This window comes from Massilia mucilaginosa (genome assembly GCF_011682145.1).
GTDB lineage: Bacteria > Pseudomonadota > Gammaproteobacteria > Burkholderiales > Burkholderiaceae_D > Telluria_A > Telluria_A mucilaginosa.
Genome location: NZ_WHJH01000070.1, coordinates 15,710 through 31,661 on the forward strand (window position 1 = coordinate 15,710; position 15,952 = coordinate 31,661).

The following is a 15,952-nucleotide window of genomic DNA, read 5'->3' on the forward strand; positions in this document are numbered from 1 at the left end:
TAGTTGCTTGTCACATGCCTGTTAGCGCTCAATACACTGTGAATGCGCACGCTAAGCGCGGCTGAACGACGAGTTCATTGAACTTATTCGTGTCGACGACAATCATAGAAATACGCTAACGATCTTCGCGAAGGGGGACAAGCGTCGCCCTCGATCAGCTACTCTGGCCCGGAGAGTAGCAGGCCGGATTTGCTCACGCCACCCAACCACGCGACGCCATTGTCATGAGTGCCAAACCGTCCTCTCACCTGCCCACAGTCAGCATCACCAGCCAAATCCGCCTCGTCCGCGAACAGAAGGTCATGCTTGATGTCGACCTGGCGGCACTGTACGGCGTAACCACGGGCAATCTAGTGCAGGCGGTTAAGCGCAATGCCAGTCGTTTCCCGGCAGACTTCATGTTTCAGCTCGATCCCGGTGAATGGTCAACTTTGAGATCACAATCTGTTATCTCAAACAGCGGCCGCGGCGGCCGACGCTACCCGCCCTATGCCTTTACCGAACTGGGCGTCGCAATGCTCTCGTCCGTTCTGGGCGGCATGCAGGCCATCGCGGTGAACATCGAGATCATGCGCGCCTTCGTGCGCCTGCGCGAAGTGCTCGCATCGAACAATGAACTAGCACTGCGCCTTAACGAGCTGGAAAACAAGACGGCGCTGCTGCCCCTTCAGCACGACACGTTTGCGGACGACACGCGGGTGCAACTCAAACAGATTTTTGACGTCATCCGCGCACTGGTGGCGCCGGCCGAGCCCGTGAAAAAGCGCGCCATCGGCTTTGTCACCCCCACAGAGGGTTCCGCCACGCCGAAAGCGAGCATGTAAACAACATTTGCTCCTCATGGGCTCAAGCGCCCGAGCATGCCGGATGCACGTTCTTGAAAATGAGACGCGATGTGGATGACGATAGTACGGAAGAGTGCCTCCATCTCCTCATCGCTGTTTCCTGGCTCAGCCGCCAGCAACCGTGGAGATCAGCAGCGCGCTCAGTCATGCCTCCTGCCGTCGTAGCGCCAATGCAGGCTCAAGTCCTCATTTCTCTGACCGCCCGTTCCAGATTGGCCCGCATGATCACGCGATGAAACGGCGCAATCGTCGCAAGATAGACACGTCCCAGCCTGTTATGGCAATGCACCACCGTCCCCGCGAGCAGCTCGCGGCCATGTGCCGCATCGTCGCGAAACTGGATGGTGACGCGGAAGTCGAGATGCCGGTCATCCGCGCCCAGGATCACCTCGGTCGCGCTCTTTGACAGCAGCGGCAGGAAGCCGACAACCGGCCCGCGCGCCGCTCCGGCAAGACCGACGGCGCCAGACGATGCGACGCCGACTGTCGCCATCACCCCGTCGCGGACACGCAGGAGCGCACGAATCCACCACGCCTGGCGCTCTAATGCGATGCGTGCCAGCACCTCCAGATCATCGCTCGCCTCCTGCGGCAGGGTAATGGCAAAGGCGTCAGACAGGTCCGCGTTGGCGTAAAGCGGCGCCAGCACGCTGTTGCCGGGCATGGGCACAGCGCGCGCTTTGGTCGAGGTCGTGTTGCGGGGAAGGTTCATGGCGGCGTCCAGGAGTGTAGTCGTGAGAGAGGCTCATCGATGCGGGCGACCATATACCGATCAACGGGGTGCCGCGAGTCTGCCCGCAAGCGGACGGCCACGACAGGCGGCTGCTTGGCCGACAGCGGCCAAGCAGTTATTCAAGGTGCTTCGAAACAAGCAATCCGTTCTTCAGGCTCATAATGTAACAGAAATTCAGGCAACGTTTACTCTTTTGCAACCATGATCCCCAGTTTCTCTGCGGCGCGCCCGACGCAAGGCGTGCATCGGCAGCCAGGCGCGCCAAGCTTGATATCGACCGCGTGTTCCGGTGTCGCTTTGGCAGCAGACGACGCCATGGAAAAGCAGAGCAACAACGCAGCGTGGCGCGGGCACCTTGCTCCGGCCTTTACGTACCAGCCACACTCCTGATTTTCTTTGGACGGCCACCAAGCTTGCCGTTTTCACGCGCAGCGGCCGTCTTGGCATCGCTCGATGACGCGCCGCCCACCTTGCCCATCTGCGACGCCATCCAGCGCCTGGAACCGAGAAAGCCCTCCAGCAGCGCGGGGAGGTACAGGTCGGCATCGAGTTTGGGGAAATGCACGCCCAAACCGGAAGGACTGATCTCGGCATCGACCAAATCTTCCGGTTGGGCATGTTCAAAACCTTGTACGTCGCGGGGCGCAAACGCAATTTGCAGGCCGGATGCCAACGACATCACGATGCGAGAAATGCGGCGGTCATAACGTACCGCCACCACTGCCGGAAAAGCCACTTTTTTTGCCGCCCCGCGGCGGTTTGCAGCATTGAATGTTGAATCAGAAATAGCCATGGATCACCCTCCATTGAGCACATAGCAGCGCCAGATCTTTGACAAGCGCAGCGGCAATCTTTCCAAGTTCCCTTTGCGAAAAACCATAGTTCTCGCGCAATTGGGGAGGCCCGTCCGGGCAATGAAGATTGAACACTGCTTCACATCCCTTACCTTGAACGTGAACATGAGCAGGTCGGTGATCGTTTGAGTAGATCACCCCGCGCAGGCCGAACATCGTCAGTACAGTTGGCATTGTATCCGTAACTTAAACTGATTGGGTTATTCGCGGTCGACAGGGGACAGTGGCACCGTCGTGTTCATGCAGCGTCGTATCCGCCAGCCGACCCTAGCTCTGCGTAGCGCCCACGTCTACTGATCAGGCAGACAGTTGCGTCGACCACGTCGCCTGCCCCCGAGACCGCGCCACGTGCCGACATTTGGATTACGATGAAGCATTGCCAAATTCGAAGCGATGCCGATGCCCAAATTCTGCGCCAACCTCAGCCTGATGTTCACCGAAGTAAGCTTCCTCGACCGTTTCGCCGCCGCGCGCGGCAATGGGTTCGCCGGGGTCGAGTTCCTGTTCCCCTACGCCTTCGACGCCGGCCAGATCGCCGAGCGCCTGGCGCGCTACGACTTGCAGCTGGTGCTGCACAACCTGCCGTCGGGCGACTGGAGCGCGGGCGAGCGCGGCCTGGCCTGCGACCCGCGCCGCCTGAACGAATTCCAGGACGGCGTGGCGCTCGCCCTCGACTACGCGCGCCAGCTCGGCGTGCGCCGCCTGCACTGCCTGGCCGGCATCGCGCCACCCGGCCTGGAGCGCGAACGCGCGCACGAAACCTACATCGCCAACCTGCGTCTCGCCGCCGCCCAGCTGGCCGCGCACGGCATCGACCTGATGATCGAGCCGATCAACACCTACGACATGCCGGGCTACTTCCTCACCGGGAGCGCCCAGGCCGCCGCCGTGATCGCCGAGTGCGGCGCGCCGAACCTGTTCATGCAGTACGACATCTATCACATGCAGCGCATGGAAGGCGAACTGGCCAATACCATCCGCGCCCGCCTGCCCCTGATCGGCCACATGCAGGCCGCCGACAACCCGGGCCGCCACGAACCGGGCACCGGCGAAATCAATTACCGCTACCTGTTCGCCCTGCTCGACGAACTCGGTTATGACGGCTGGGTCGGCTGCGAATACCATCCGCGCGGCGAAACGATCGCCGGCCTGAATTGGCGTAGCGTATTTACTTAATCCGTGGCAAAATCAACAACATGATCGTCGGCATATTTCGCAAGTGGAAACATTAGCGAGGTTTGACTTTAAACAAACCCGATGCAAATTATCGGCGCAAGAATGGGAACTTCTGGCCAGCCTTCCCGCCGCTGCTTGAAAGGATGTATGAACGCCCTTCGCACACTGAGCACCTCCGCCCTCCTCGCCGCCAGCCTGCTGCTGGGCGGCTGCGCCAGCAACCGCGTCAATCTGGAGGAGGTGCGCGAATTCGCCGACGCCTCGGCCCGGCTGGGCGGCTACGCCGAACTGTCCACGCGCTACCGCGACACCTATCTGCGCGAGCAGCCCTACCTGCCGCCCGCCGCCGAGCAAGTCGCGAAAGAAAACGACGCCAGGCGGCACGCCGCCTACAACGACTTCGCGACGATCCAGAAAGCCGTGGTGCTGTACATGCAAACCCTGAGCCAACTGGCGGGCGCGGCGCGCTACGATTTCACGCCGCAGCTCGATACCCTGGGGGTGGGCATGGCCGGCATGAGCAACACCACGCTCGGCCAGAAACAGGTGGGCGCCTATACCGGCCTGGCGCGCCTGCTGACGCGCGCACTCACCTCGCGCCTCCAGAAAGAGAGCGTGGAAACCATGGTGCGCGAAGGCGACGCCGATGTGCGCATCCTGCTCGAGGCCATGGCCAGCCTGACCGATATCTACGCGGCCGCCCACGAGAATGAAAAGAAAACCGTGCTCGGCTTTTTCGAGGTGGCCCTGCCGCTGGCCGAGCGGCCGCAGGACCGCCTGCTGCACACCCTGGCGCGCGCCCACGTGCAGGCCAAGACCGGCGAGTACCGCCTGATCGAGCGCCGCATCGACCTGGCGCGCCAGGGCCTGGCCAAGGTGGCGCAGGGGCACCAGAAACTGCGCGAGAACCTCGACACGATGTCCTCGTCCGAGATGCGCCACATGCTCTCCGACGTGGTGCGCGACCTGCGCCTGATCCGCGCCGGCCTGGTTACCGACTAAACCGAATCGAGGTGTGCTATGAAGACAGATCAAGACGGACTGGCCAGCGTGGAAGACATCATGGCGCTGGCCGCGCAATTGTCCGGCGTCGCCGGCGCCATCCATGAACGCGCCCTGACCGCCATCCGCGCACCGGCCGGCGCGGCGCGGGGCGAAGAAGAGCGCAGGCACGCCTTCGCCCTGCTCGACGACGAACTGCTGCTGCGCCAGCACGTGCACGCGCTGTACCTGGACGCCGCGCGCGCCGTGGTCAAGGGCCTGGGCCAGCCGCAGCAGCACGTGCTGGCCCTCACCGCCGACGCCGCCGAGAAGATCCGTCGAATCACCGTCATCGCCAACATCAGCGGACTGGTGGCGGCGGTGGTCGGACTGGCCGGGGCGGCGGCCAGCGGCGCGCCCGGCACCGTCTCGCTCGCGCTCAAGGGTGTGCGCGACCATATCAAGGCGCTCAAGGCCCAATAGAACCTATCCGGCCGGATAGTCATCGCCGCCCGCGCGCGCGCGCCGGTATTCAGCGCCGCGCGAACGCGCTACACTCGTATCCATCCGCGCGCGGCCACCCGGGCCGCCGCGCCAACACAACATCCACCTTCCCGAGCGTCGATCATGAACGGACTGGAACCTGGGCAGCTTGCGCTCCTCAAAGCCGGCCTCGAACAGCGGCTGGCCGAACTTGCCCGCCGCGATGGGGCCGAGGTGTTGGCCGGCCCGCGCGACCTGGCGGTACAGGAGGTGGAAACCTCGCCCGCCGACAAGGCCACTGTGCGCCTGCTCAACGACCTGGCGCTGGAAGCGGCCGGCCACCACGTGGCGCAACTGCGCACCCTGCGCCAGGCGCTGGCGCGCATCGCCGACGGCAGTTACGGGCAATGCGAGGAATGCGGCAATCCGATCGGCTTTTCGCGCCTGCAGGCGCGCCCGGAAGCGCGGCTCTGCATCGCCTGCCAGACCCGCGCCGAGAAGCGCTGACGCACGCGGAACCGTCCGGCGCGCCAGGCAATGTACAGCTGGCCGATGCCCCGCTCAGCTCATGTGCTGTCCGCCATTGATGGCGATGTTGGCACCCGTCACGAAGGCCGCCTCGTCCGACGACAGATAGGCGACCAGGCCCGCCACCTCCTCCGGCTCGCCCAGCCGTCCGACCGGAATCTGCGGCAGGATGCGGCTGCTCATCACCTCGTCGGGCACGGCCATCACCATCTTCGTGCGCAGGTAGCCGGGCGAGACCGTGTTGACGGTGACGTTGTGGCGCGCCATTTCCAGCGCCAGCGCCTTGGTGAAGCCGTGCATGCCGGCCTTGGCGGCGGCATAGTTGGCCTGGCCGAAAGCGCCCTTCTGCCCGTTCACCGACGAGATATTGATGATCCGCCCCCAGCCCTGCGCGATCATCGGCTCGATGGCCTGCTTGGACAGGTTGAACACGCTGTCGAGATTGGTGCGCATGACCTCGACCCAGTCGTCGTGCTGCATCTTGGCCAGGCTGCGGTCGCGCGTGATGCCGGCGTTATTGACCAGCACATCCAGCCGCCCCTGTTCGGACAACAATTTTTGCACCATCCATTCGCTGTCGGCAAAGTCGCCCACATCGACCTTGTAGGCCGTGAAGCGGAAGCCCTCGTCGCGCTGCGCCGCCAGCCAGCCTTCGGGCGAGCTGTTGTGCGGCGAATACGTGGCCGCCACGCAAAAGCCTGCCCGGTGCAAGCGCTGGCAAATTGCCGTACCCAAACCTCCCATGCCCCCGGTTACGAGTGCCACTCTTTTGATTTCCATCATGCTTTCCTGTCATCGTGGTGAAGTCCGACCCCAAGTCTAGGGTGCTTACCGTACGCAACATTGAGCAATATCAAAGCTTGGGGAAAGATGGTTTAAGATGATGCATATCACGTTCACCGAGACAGGCATCATCATGGCGTTCCAGACCATCCTCGTCCACGTTGACGACAGCACCTCCGCTCCCGCGCGCATCGGCGTGGCGATCGCGCTGGCAAAGCAGGGCGGGCACCTGATCGGGGTGGCCCCGACCGGCGTGTCGCGCACGCTGCATCCGAACCTGCCGCCCGGCCAGACCGACCCCACCCTGGCGCTGCACCTGGGCTTTTTGCGCGAACAGGCGCACAGCGCGCTGGCGGCGTTCAGCGCGCGCTGCGAAGCGGCCGGCCTGTCCTCGTACGAAGCGCGCGTGCTCGACGACGACGCCGCCGGCGGCCTGTGCCTGCATGGGCGGGTGGCCGATGTGATCGTGCTCAGCCAGTCCGATCCCGATCAGGGCGGCCCTGGCCTGCTGGCCGACCTGCCCGCCGACGTGGTGCTGCACGCCGGCACGCCGGTGCTGCTGGTGCCGTTCTCGGGCGAGCGCGCCAGCGTCGGCCAGCGCGTGCTGGTGTCGTGGGACGCCAGCCGCGAGGCCGCGATCGCGCTGCGACTGGCGCTGCCGCTGCTGCGCCACGCGGCCAGCGTGGACCTGGCCGTGTTCGATACCGGGCCGGGCAGCCACACGGCGGCCGAAGCGCAGGCGGCCGATCCGCGCGCGTGGCTGGCGCGGCACGGGGTGCGCGCCAGTTTCGCGACGCACCCGCTGGCGCACAAGCGCCAGCACGTGGGCGACGCCCTGCTGGCGCTGGTCGCGCAGAAAAATGCCGACCTGCTGGTGATGGGCGCCTACGGCCACTCGCGCGTGCGCGAAACCATCCTGGGCGGGGTCACGCGCACTTTGCTCGCAGCGATGAATGTGCCCGTGCTCATGGCGCACTGAGGCGACGCCTCAGTGCCAGTCGAGCTCGCGAATGCGCGAGACCTGGCGGCGCGCCATCAAGGCCCACAGCTGCTGGGCCAGGGGCAGGTCGGCGCTCATCCGGCGCGGCGGCGCGAGCGCCAGTTCGCAGTCGCGGTCGGACCATTCTTCGAAGCGGATCTGGCCGCCGCTGCTCACCTCGATCACATACATGAGGCCATCGTCGTAGCCGAAGCGCAGCGCCGCGCTGGCCGGTTCGGCCGAGGCGGCGGGCGGGCTCTTGGCTTTGCCTTTGCCCTTGTCTTTGCGCAGGGGCGCGTACAGCTCGGCAAGGACCGCCGCCAGCTGCGCCTCGGTGGGCGCGGCGATGTCGCGTCCGTCCATGCTCGTCAGGGTGAGCCAGGCTTGGGTCATGGTCGCGTCCTCCCGGAAGCACGCAGTCACCGGCGCGGATGCCCCGGCTGGACTGGTACGTTGATGCACTATGTAAAGAGCATAATACGCAAAAAGCCGCTGATGGGAAGCGATTTTTACCGCTGTTGCTGGCGCGATGAAACAGGCATCCAGACGCAAACGCGCCGCCCGGCGCAATGGCGGGGCGGCGCGCCGGCAAACCGACTGGCCTGGCTTACTGCACCAGCACCGGCATACTGAGCGGATCGAAATCGGTCCAGTCGCCGCCGGCGATGGTGCCCTTGGCGCGCTCGATATGGTGCGAACCAAGGCGGCGCAGCACGTCGATGGCGCGCGTTTCGTCGTCCGGCTGGTCGGCCGCGACCGCGATCAGCATGCCCGACTGGCGCGGCTCGTAGCGGTTTTCGCTGCTGCCCTCTTCGCCCTCGCCGGCATCCTTCATCTTCGACAGACTGAACAGCGAACCGACGTGCGCCCCGACCAGGCCGCCGACAATCGGGCCGACCGGACCGGTCACGACCGAGGTGGCCGCACCGACCGCGACGCCGATCGCGCCACCGGTGGCGGCGCCCGCCATCACGCCCTCCGGGGTTTCCTTGGCGCCAGGCGACTGGAGATGGTCGCCGCCAATCGCGGTCTGGTCATGCTGGCCCGGCTGGTTAAGGAAAAAGGCCGAGATGCGGTCCTCTGGAAAACCGGCGCGTACCAGCTCGCGACGCGCGTTGTCAACTTCGTCCTGAAGCTGAAAGTGACCTGCAACGATTGTAGACATGCTAACTCCTCCTGCATTAATGATGGCCCAAGCATGCACCCGACCTGCCATTTATTCTGTACGCAAACGCACCTAAGGCCACAGAGCAACAAAAAGAAATCTTCCTCTGCGCGCCGTAAATATTTCTCCGTATAATAAATCGAAGGCATGCCGCTTCCCCGGCCGCCTCCGCACGGCCAGAACGCTCGCATTGTTCACCGAAAGACGCTGATGGAAATGGATACCGCGCATTCCTCCCGACCGCTTGCCGGCGCCGCCGCGGCAGCCTGGGCCGCCTGTGCCAATGGCGTGCTGCTGGTCGACGCCGGCGACCCCGGCTTGCCCATCCTCGCCGTCAACCCGGCTTTTTGCCGCCTGCGCGGCAGCACCGAAGCCGGGCTGATTGGCGCCAGCGCGCTCCTGCTGGGCGGCACCGATCCCGACAATCCCCTGGCCGCCGCCCTGCGCACGGCCGCCGCCGACGGCGCCACCCAGTCGCTGCTGCTGCGCGCCGATGCCTGCGCCCCGCTGTGCCGCTGGACCATCAGCGTGGCGCCGGCAGCCAGCGACGCGCCGCGCCAGCTGGTCTGCGTGGTCGACGATGTCAGCGAACTGCACGAGCAGCAGGCCATGCTGGCCCACCTGTCGACCCACGACGCCCTCACCGGCCTGGCCAACCGCGCCCTCTTCAACGAGCGCCTGCAAGCGGCCATGGCGCAGGCGCAGGGCCGCGCCGGCGGGGTCGCCGTGCTGTGCCTGGCGCTGGACGGCTTCAACCTGGTCAACGAAAGCCTCGGCTACGTGGCCGGCGACCAGCTCCTGATCAGCGTGGCGATGCGGGTGCAGGCCTGCATGCGCCCGCAGGACACCCTGTCGCGCCACGGCGGCAACGAGTTCGTGCTGGTGCTGGCGGACGTGGCCGACAGCGCCCAGGTGCAAGCCGTGTGCGAGCACATCGTGCGCGTGATCGGCGCCCCGTTCCCGGTGATCGGCCAGAGCCTGCACGCCGGCTGCAGCATCGGCATCGCCCGCTATCCGCAGGACGCCGACGATGGCGTGACCCTGCTGCGCTACGCCGACATGGCGCTCTCGCACGCGCGCGGCCTGGGCGGCAACCAGCTGCGCTTTTTCGCCGCCGAGATGAACCAGCGCACCGCCGAGCGGGCCCAGATGGAAGCGGCGCTGCGCATCGCCCTGATCGAAGGCCAGTTGCAGCTGCAATACCAGCCGCTGGCCGACCTGCAGCAGGGCGCCATCTGCGCGCTCGAAGCGCTGGTGCGCTGGCAGCACCCGGTGATGGGCCTGATTCCGGCCGGGCGCTTCATCCCGCTGGCCGAGGCGGCTGGCCTGACCATTGCGCTCGGCCACTGGAGCCTGCACCGCGCCATGGAAGACATGGTGGCCTGGCGCACGGCCGGCCTGCCGCCGGTGCGGGTGGCGATCAATATCTCGCCCAAGCAGTTCCGCGACGCCGCCCTGCCCCAGGCGGTGGCCGACGCGCTGGCGACCTCGGGCATCGCGCCGGCCCTGCTCGCGCTCGAAATCACCGAAGCGGCCCTGATGCAGGACCCGCTCGCCAGCGACGCCACCCTGGCCCAGTTGAAAGCGCTCGGGGTCGGCCTGACCCTGGACGACTTCGGCACCGGCTACTCCTCGCTGAACCACCTCAAGCGCTTCCCGCTCGACCTGGTCAAGATCGACTGCGGCCTGACCGTCAATATCGTCACCGGCGCCGACGACGCGGCGCTGGTCAAGACCATCATCTCGATGGCCCACCACCTCGGCATCGAGGTCGCGGCCGAGGGCGTGGAAACCGAAGCCCAGTGCGATTTCTTGCGGCGCAATATGTGCGACCAGATCCAGGGCTGGTTTTTCAGCAAGCCGTGCGACCGCGACCAGGTGGCCAGCCTGCTGGCCGCGCGCCACGCGCTGCCGCCGCACCTGCTGCGCATCCAGAAGCAGCCGCGCACCCTGCTGCTGGTGGACGACGAGCAGAACATCGTCTCGGCCCTGAAACGCCTGCTGCGGCGCGACGGCTACCAGATCCTGTCGGCCAACAGCGGCCAGGAAGGGCTCGATGTGCTGGCCGCCAACGAGGTCGAAGTGATCGTCTCGGACCAGCGCATGCCGGGCATGATCGGCGCCGATTTTTTGCGCGCGGCCAAGAACCTGTATCCGGACACGATCCGCATCATGCTCTCCGGTTACACCGAGCTGCAATCGGTGACCGACGCCGTCAACGAGGGCGCGATCTTCAAGTTCCTCACCAAGCCGTGGGACGACGACCAGCTGCGCACCCACATCGCCGAAGCGTTTCGCCTCAAGGAAATTGCCAACGACAACGAACGCCTGAACCTGGAGCTGCGCACCGCCAACCACGAACTGGCGGCGGCCAACCGGCGCATGGAAGACGTGCTGCGCCAGAAGCAGCAACAGATCACGCGCGACGAAATCAGCCTGAACGTGGCGCGCGAACTGCTGCAGTTCGTGCCGCTGGCGGTGATCGGACTCGACGACGAGGGCATGGTGGCGTTCGTGAACGACGCTGCCGAGCGCATGTTCCGCCAGAATGGTGCCATACTCGGCAATGAGGCGCAGATTGTGCTGCCGGAACTATTTCCCGACGGCCTGGCCCCCAGCGGCAGCCACCAGGTCTTCATCGACGGACGCTGCTTCCAGGTGGTGGCCCATCCCATGGGCGCGAGCTCGCAGTCGCGCGGCAGCCTGCTCACCATTAGTGTGTACGAGGAAACAGCATGAGCACTCTTGAAGATAGTATCGGCATCGACGACGCCAGCGAAGGCATGGTGCTGGCCTGCGACCTGCGCGACGCCGGCGGCGCGGTCCTGCTGCCGGCCGGCGCCACCCTCGGCGCCGCCGCGCTGGCCTCGCTGCGGCGGCGCGGCATCGAGCGCCTGCAGGTGGTCGGCGCGGTGGACCCGGACGCGAGCTCGGCCGACGATGCGCTCGACGCGGCCGCGCGCCAGGCCGAACGCGAGCGCCAGTGCGCGCGCCTCCAGCACCTGTTCCGGCGCTGCATGAACGGCTCGGCCGGCGGCGCCGGCGGCGCCAGCGCGGTGCTGTTCGAACGCCTGCTGGCCTACCGCGGGAGCGCATGATGGCTGCCGCCACGCCCACTTCGCTCGACGATGTCGTCAAGCGCATCCGCGACCTGCCCTCGCTGTCGGCGGTGGTGGTCGAACTGCTCTCGTCGATGGACCAGGAAGACATCGATGTGCACGTCCTGGGCGGCAAGATCGCGCTCGACCAGTCGCTCACGGCCAAGACCCTGCGCCTGGCGAACTCCTCGTTCTACGGCATGTCGTCCAAGGTGACCACCATCCACCAGGCCATCGCGGTGCTCGGCTTTCACAGCATCCGCACCCTGGTCACGGCGTGCGCGGTGACCAGCAGTTTTCCGTCGAATGCGGCCGGCGGCGTCAATTTCCAGGCCTTCTGGCGCCATTCGGTGGCCACCGCCGTGTGCGCCAAGCTGCTGGCGGTGCACCTGAAACTCAATCCCGAGACGGCGTTTACGGCCGGCCTGCTGCACGATATCGGCACCCTGGTGCTGGCCACCCGCTTTCCGGCCGAATACGCCGCCATGCTGGCCTACCGCAAGGAGCACGATTGCTACATCATCGAAGCCGAGCGGGCCGTGATCGGCATCGACCATGCCGCCGCCGGCGCGGCCCTGGCGGCCTACTGGAAATTTCCGGCCGACATGCAGGAAGCGGTGGCCAGCCACCACCAGCTCGGCGCGACCGGTAAGCCGACCCTGGCGCTGCTGGTGCACGCCGCCAATGTTTTCGCCCACGCCCTGGACTTGTCGGGCGAGGAAGACGACCTGGCGCCGCCGATGCCGCAGGCGCTGTGGGTGACCCTGGCGCTGAGCGAAGCCGACTGCGCCAAGCTGTTCCGCGATACCGAGTCGACCTTTGTCGACATGTGCAAGATTCTCGTTAGCTAGTCCGACCAGCGCCATGGAGGCCGATCAAGATGTCCAGCCGCGAACACCTGCCTGCCAACAGCCCGCCCGACGAGGGTGATGCGTTTGCCCTGTCGGAATTGCTCGACGGGCACCCGGTGGCTACTTTTGTGATCGACCACGAGCACACCATCACGCACTGGAACAAGGCCTGCGAACACCTGCTCGGCTGGAGCACCGAAGCGATGATCGGCACGCGCAACCACGGCGTGGCGTTCTACGCGCATGAGCGGCAGATGCTGTCGGACATGATCGTCGCGGGCGACGCGGCCGGGCTGGGCGCGCACCGCCAGTCGGCCCTGATTCCCGGCGCCTACGAGACCGAAGGCTTTTTCGAAAACCTGGGCGTGGGCGGGCACTGGCTGCATTTCACCGCCGCGCCCCTGCGCGACGGCGCCGGCCAGGTGGTCGGCGCGATCGAAACCATGCGCGATGTGACCGAGCGGCGGGTCGCCGAAAACGCCCTGCGGCGCGCCCACGACAACCTCGAACACCTGATCGAAAAGCGCACCGCGCAGCTGGCCGAAGCGAACGAACGGCTGGAAGACGACCTGCGCCAGCGCCAGATCGCCGACGCCGAACTGCGCGCCAAGCACCTGGCCCTGACCGAACTGAACGCCAAGCTGTCGATGGCCCAGGAGCAGCTGGTGCAGTCGGAAAAACTGGCCTCGATCGGGCAACTGGCGGCCGGCGTGGCGCACGAAATCAACAATCCGATCGGCTACATCTTTTCCAATTTCGGCACCCTGCAAAGCTACCTCGACCAGCTGTTCGACATGCTGCATGTGTACCAGGAAGCCGAGGCCGAGGCCAGCCCCGAAACGGCGGCGCGCCTGGGTGCCATGCGCAAGACGCTCGACCTGGATTTTTTGCGCGAAGACATTCCGGTGCTCATGAGCGAATCGAAAGAAGGCATCGCCCGCGTGCGCCACATCGTGCAGGACCTCAAGGATTTCTCGCGGGTCGACGCCAACCAGGAATGGGTCTGGGCGAACCTGCACGGCGGCATCGATTCGACCCTGAACATCGTCTCGAACGAGGTCAAGTACAAGGCCGACGTGGTCAAGCAGTACGGCGCCATTCCCGACATCGAATGCCTGCCGTCGCAGATCAACCAGGTGATCATGAACCTGGTGGTCAACGCGGCGCATGCGATGAGCGAGCGGCGCGGCACGATTACCCTGCGCAGCGGCACCCTGGGCGAAGCGGGCGGCGACGGCGAACAAGTGTGGATCGAGATTGCCGATAACGGCAGCGGGATCCCGCGCGAAAACCTGACGCGCATCTTCGACCCCTTCTTCACCACCAAGGCGGTGGGCAAGGGAACCGGCCTGGGTCTGTCCCTGGCCTACGGCATCATTCAAAAACACCATGGCAGCATCGACGTCGACAGCGAAATCGGACGTGGCACCACGTTCCGCATCGTCCTGCCGGTGCACCAGAGATCCGCAGCAAGCGAGGAGAGCAGCCCATGACAGACAGCCTGACCGACGATACCGCCCCCCCCCCGGCCACCGTGCTGTGCGTTGACGACGAACCGAACATCCTGTCGGCGCTGCGTCGCCTGTTCCGCCCGGAAGGCTACCGGGTGCTGGTGGCCGAAAGCGGCGCGGCCGGCCTGGCCATCCTGGAACAGGAAAAAGTCGACCTGGTCATTTCCGACATGCGCATGCCCGAAATGGACGGTGCCCGCTTCCTGGAGCACGTGCGCGAGCGCTGGCCCGGCACCTTGCGCCTGCTGCTGACCGGCTACTCGGATGTGTCCTCGATCCTGGCGGCGATCAACCGCGGCGAAATCTACCGCTACATCACCAAGCCGTGGGACGACTCCGACATCTTGCTGGTGGTGCGCCATGCGCTGGAACGGCACGCGCTGGAGCAGGAAAAGGCGCGCCTGGAAGCCTTGACCGCGCGCCAGAACGAGGAACTGAAAAACCTCAACCAGAGCCTCGAAGCGAAGGTCGAGATCCGCACCGAAGAATTGCGCAACTCGCGCGACACGATTCTTGAAACCAACAAAAAGCTCAAGAGCAATTTCATCACCACCATCAAGATCCTGTCGAGCATGATCGAAATGCGCGGCGGCAACCTGGCCGGGCATTCGCGCCGGGTGGCGGACCTGGCGCGGCGCCTCTCCGTCAAGCTCGGGCTCGATGCCAACGCGACCCAGGAAGTGTTCATTGCCGCGCTGCTGCACGACATCGGCAAGATCGGCTTTCCGGACGACTTGCTGGCCACGCCGGTGAACTTGCTGGCCGGCGACATGCTGGGCGTGTTCCGCAAGCATCCGCTGCGCGCCGAGCAGCTCTTGATGCCGCTGGACGACTTGCAGGGCGTGGCGGCCTTGCTGCGCGCGCAGATGGAGCGTTTCGACGGCGGCGGCTTTCCCGACGGCGTGGCCGGGCCCCTGATTCCGCTCGGCGCGCGCATCCTGGCGCTGGCCTCCGACTACGACAATCTGCAGATCGGCGCACTGATCCAGCGCCGCGTGCTGGCGCCCGACGCCAAGCAGATCATTTACGACGCGGTGGGCAAGCGCTACGATCCGAACGTGGTGGCGGCGTTCCGGGCGCTGATGGATGGCGACAAGATGGAAAAAGTCAAGGACCTGGCCACCATGGCCAAGTACCTGGCGCCGGGCATGACCTTGTCGCGCGACCTGGTCAGTCCGGAGGGTTTCATGCTGCTCTCGGCCGACCATGTGTTAGATGAGCGCATGATCCAGCAGGTGCAGGATTTCGAGAACAAGAACGAGGTGCGCCTGAATATCTGGGTGTGGCCTATACCGGTGAAGGGGGCTTGAGATGCGCCGCATATTATTGGTTGACGATGAAATCAACGTGCTCAATGCGCTGGTGCGGGCGATGCGCCAGCATCTGGACATTCCCGATTTGCAGATCGAGACCTTCAGCGATCCGTTCGACGCGCTGACGCGCTGCGCCGAGGTGACGTTCGACGTGGTGATTTCGGATTACCGCATGCCGCAGATGACGGGCGTGGAGTTCTTGCACGCGATCATGGAGGTCGCGCCCGACACGGTGCGCATGATTCTGTCGGCGTCGACCGAGTTCGAGACGGTGATGAGCGCGATTAACGAGGCGCAGGTGTTCCGCTTCATTCCGAAGCCGTGGCAGGTGGGCGACTTGCGCGAAAATATCCGGCTCGCGCTGGAGTACCGGGATACGCTGCACGAACAGCATCAGCTGGCGGACCGGCAACGGGTGCAGGACGGCACCCTGAGCCGCGAGGAACTGGCGATCCGCAAGATGGAGGAAGAGGAACCGGGGCTGCTCAAGGTGAAGTGGGGGCCGAATGGGGAGATTATTATGTAGGGACCCCCTACGTTGCCCCCCCCCCCCGGGGGGCACCCCGGGGGCGGGGGGGGGAACCCCCAAGCCAACGGAAACAAAAACCGCCCGAGGGTGCCCCCCCCCCCCCCCCCCCCCCCCCCCCGCCCC

At 65.5% G+C, this 15,952-nt stretch carries 18 protein-coding genes; 12 read left to right on the forward strand and 6 right to left on the reverse strand.

Features of this window, described 5'->3' with window-relative positions:
• Positions 1–224: 224 nt before the first annotated feature.
• Positions 225–824, forward strand: a complete 600-nt coding sequence (locus tag F2P45_RS30845; RefSeq protein WP_166882043.1) for an ORF6N domain-containing protein — start codon at positions 225–227, stop codon at positions 822–824.
• A 199-nt stretch (positions 825–1,023) separates the two neighbouring features.
• Here F2P45_RS30845 and F2P45_RS30850 read toward each other — a convergent pair whose 3' ends face one another.
• The 3 genes from F2P45_RS30850 to F2P45_RS30860 all read right to left on the reverse strand — a co-directional run bounded on the left by F2P45_RS30850 (position 1,024) and on the right by F2P45_RS30860 (position 2,606).
• A complete protein-coding gene (locus tag F2P45_RS30850) occupies positions 1,024–1,557 on the reverse strand; it encodes a DUF2867 domain-containing protein (RefSeq protein ID WP_166882044.1) in 534 nt (177 codons plus the stop codon).
• Positions 1,558–1,945: 388 nt separating this feature from the next.
• On the reverse strand, positions 1,946–2,371 hold the full coding sequence (locus tag F2P45_RS30855) for a DUF2442 domain-containing protein (RefSeq protein WP_166882045.1): 426 nt from the start codon (positions 2,369–2,371) through the stop codon (positions 1,946–1,948).
• Entirely contained in the window at positions 2,358–2,606 is a 249-nt protein-coding gene (locus tag F2P45_RS30860; RefSeq protein WP_166882046.1) for a DUF4160 domain-containing protein, read from the reverse strand. The genes F2P45_RS30855 and F2P45_RS30860 overlap by 14 nt, the downstream gene beginning before the upstream one ends.
• A gap of 225 nt (positions 2,607–2,831) precedes the next feature.
• On the opposite strand from F2P45_RS30860, the gene hyi reads away from it, so the two are divergent.
• From hyi to F2P45_RS30880, 4 genes are all read left to right on the forward strand, one after another.
• Positions 2,832–3,608 (forward strand): hydroxypyruvate isomerase, encoded by a 777-nt coding sequence (gene hyi / locus F2P45_RS30865; RefSeq protein ID WP_166882047.1) that lies wholly within the window; start codon positions 2,832–2,834, stop codon positions 3,606–3,608.
• 147 nt (positions 3,609–3,755) lie between these two features.
• A complete protein-coding gene (locus F2P45_RS30870) occupies positions 3,756–4,610 on the forward strand; it encodes a hypothetical protein (protein WP_166882048.1) in 855 nt (284 codons plus the stop codon).
• An 18-nt stretch (positions 4,611–4,628) separates the two neighbouring features.
• Positions 4,629–5,072, forward strand: coding sequence for a hypothetical protein (locus F2P45_RS30875; RefSeq protein WP_166882049.1), 444 nt, complete (start codon positions 4,629–4,631; stop codon positions 5,070–5,072).
• 144 nt (positions 5,073–5,216) lie between these two features.
• On the forward strand, positions 5,217–5,579 hold the full coding sequence (locus tag F2P45_RS30880) for a TraR/DksA family transcriptional regulator (RefSeq protein ID WP_166882050.1): 363 nt from the start codon (positions 5,217–5,219) through the stop codon (positions 5,577–5,579).
• Between the two features lie 54 nt (positions 5,580–5,633).
• Here the strand turns inward: F2P45_RS30880 and phbB are convergent, their stop codons facing one another.
• The gene (gene phbB / locus F2P45_RS30885; protein ID WP_188130257.1) at positions 5,634–6,380 is read right to left on the reverse strand and encodes an acetoacetyl-CoA reductase; all 747 of its coding nucleotides are present in this window, start codon (positions 6,378–6,380) and stop codon (positions 5,634–5,636) included.
• Between the two features lie 100 nt (positions 6,381–6,480).
• On the opposite strand from phbB, the gene F2P45_RS30890 reads away from it, so the two are divergent.
• A complete protein-coding gene (locus F2P45_RS30890; RefSeq protein WP_229505399.1) occupies positions 6,481–7,362 on the forward strand; it encodes a universal stress protein in 882 nt (293 codons plus the stop codon).
• A gap of 9 nt (positions 7,363–7,371) precedes the next feature.
• On the opposite strand, the gene F2P45_RS30895 is transcribed toward F2P45_RS30890, so the two are convergent.
• Both F2P45_RS30895 and F2P45_RS30900 read right to left on the reverse strand, forming a co-directional pair.
• A complete protein-coding gene (locus F2P45_RS30895; RefSeq protein ID WP_166882051.1) occupies positions 7,372–7,755 on the reverse strand; it encodes a hypothetical protein in 384 nt (127 codons plus the stop codon).
• A gap of 214 nt (positions 7,756–7,969) precedes the next feature.
• The gene (locus tag F2P45_RS30900) at positions 7,970–8,527 is read right to left on the reverse strand and encodes a hypothetical protein (protein WP_166882052.1); all 558 of its coding nucleotides are present in this window, start codon (positions 8,525–8,527) and stop codon (positions 7,970–7,972) included.
• A gap of 210 nt (positions 8,528–8,737) precedes the next feature.
• On the opposite strand from F2P45_RS30900, the gene F2P45_RS30905 reads away from it, so the two are divergent.
• From F2P45_RS30905 to F2P45_RS30930, 6 genes are read left to right on the forward strand one after another with little or no spacing between them, the layout of a single operon-like run.
• Positions 8,738–11,266 (forward strand): EAL domain-containing protein, encoded by a 2,529-nt coding sequence (locus F2P45_RS30905; RefSeq protein WP_166882053.1) that lies wholly within the window; start codon positions 8,738–8,740, stop codon positions 11,264–11,266.
• On the forward strand, positions 11,263–11,625 hold the full coding sequence (locus tag F2P45_RS30910) for a hypothetical protein (RefSeq protein WP_166882054.1): 363 nt from the start codon (positions 11,263–11,265) through the stop codon (positions 11,623–11,625). Before F2P45_RS30905 ends, F2P45_RS30910 begins: the two co-directional genes overlap by 4 nt.
• On the forward strand, positions 11,622–12,476 hold the full coding sequence (locus F2P45_RS30915; RefSeq protein ID WP_308613882.1) for an HDOD domain-containing protein: 855 nt from the start codon (positions 11,622–11,624) through the stop codon (positions 12,474–12,476). Before F2P45_RS30910 ends, F2P45_RS30915 begins: the two co-directional genes overlap by 4 nt.
• A gap of 29 nt (positions 12,477–12,505) precedes the next feature.
• Positions 12,506–13,969, forward strand: a complete 1,464-nt coding sequence (locus tag F2P45_RS30920; RefSeq protein ID WP_166882055.1) for a PAS domain-containing sensor histidine kinase — start codon at positions 12,506–12,508, stop codon at positions 13,967–13,969.
• Positions 13,966–15,297, forward strand: coding sequence for a response regulator c-di-GMP phosphodiesterase, NosR family (nosR, locus tag F2P45_RS30925; protein ID WP_166882056.1), 1,332 nt, complete (start codon positions 13,966–13,968; stop codon positions 15,295–15,297). The genes F2P45_RS30920 and nosR overlap by 4 nt, the downstream gene beginning before the upstream one ends.
• Position 15,298: 1 nt before the next feature.
• Positions 15,299–15,826 (forward strand): response regulator, encoded by a 528-nt coding sequence (locus tag F2P45_RS30930; RefSeq protein WP_166882057.1) that lies wholly within the window; start codon positions 15,299–15,301, stop codon positions 15,824–15,826.
• Positions 15,827–15,952: the final 126 nt, after the last annotated feature.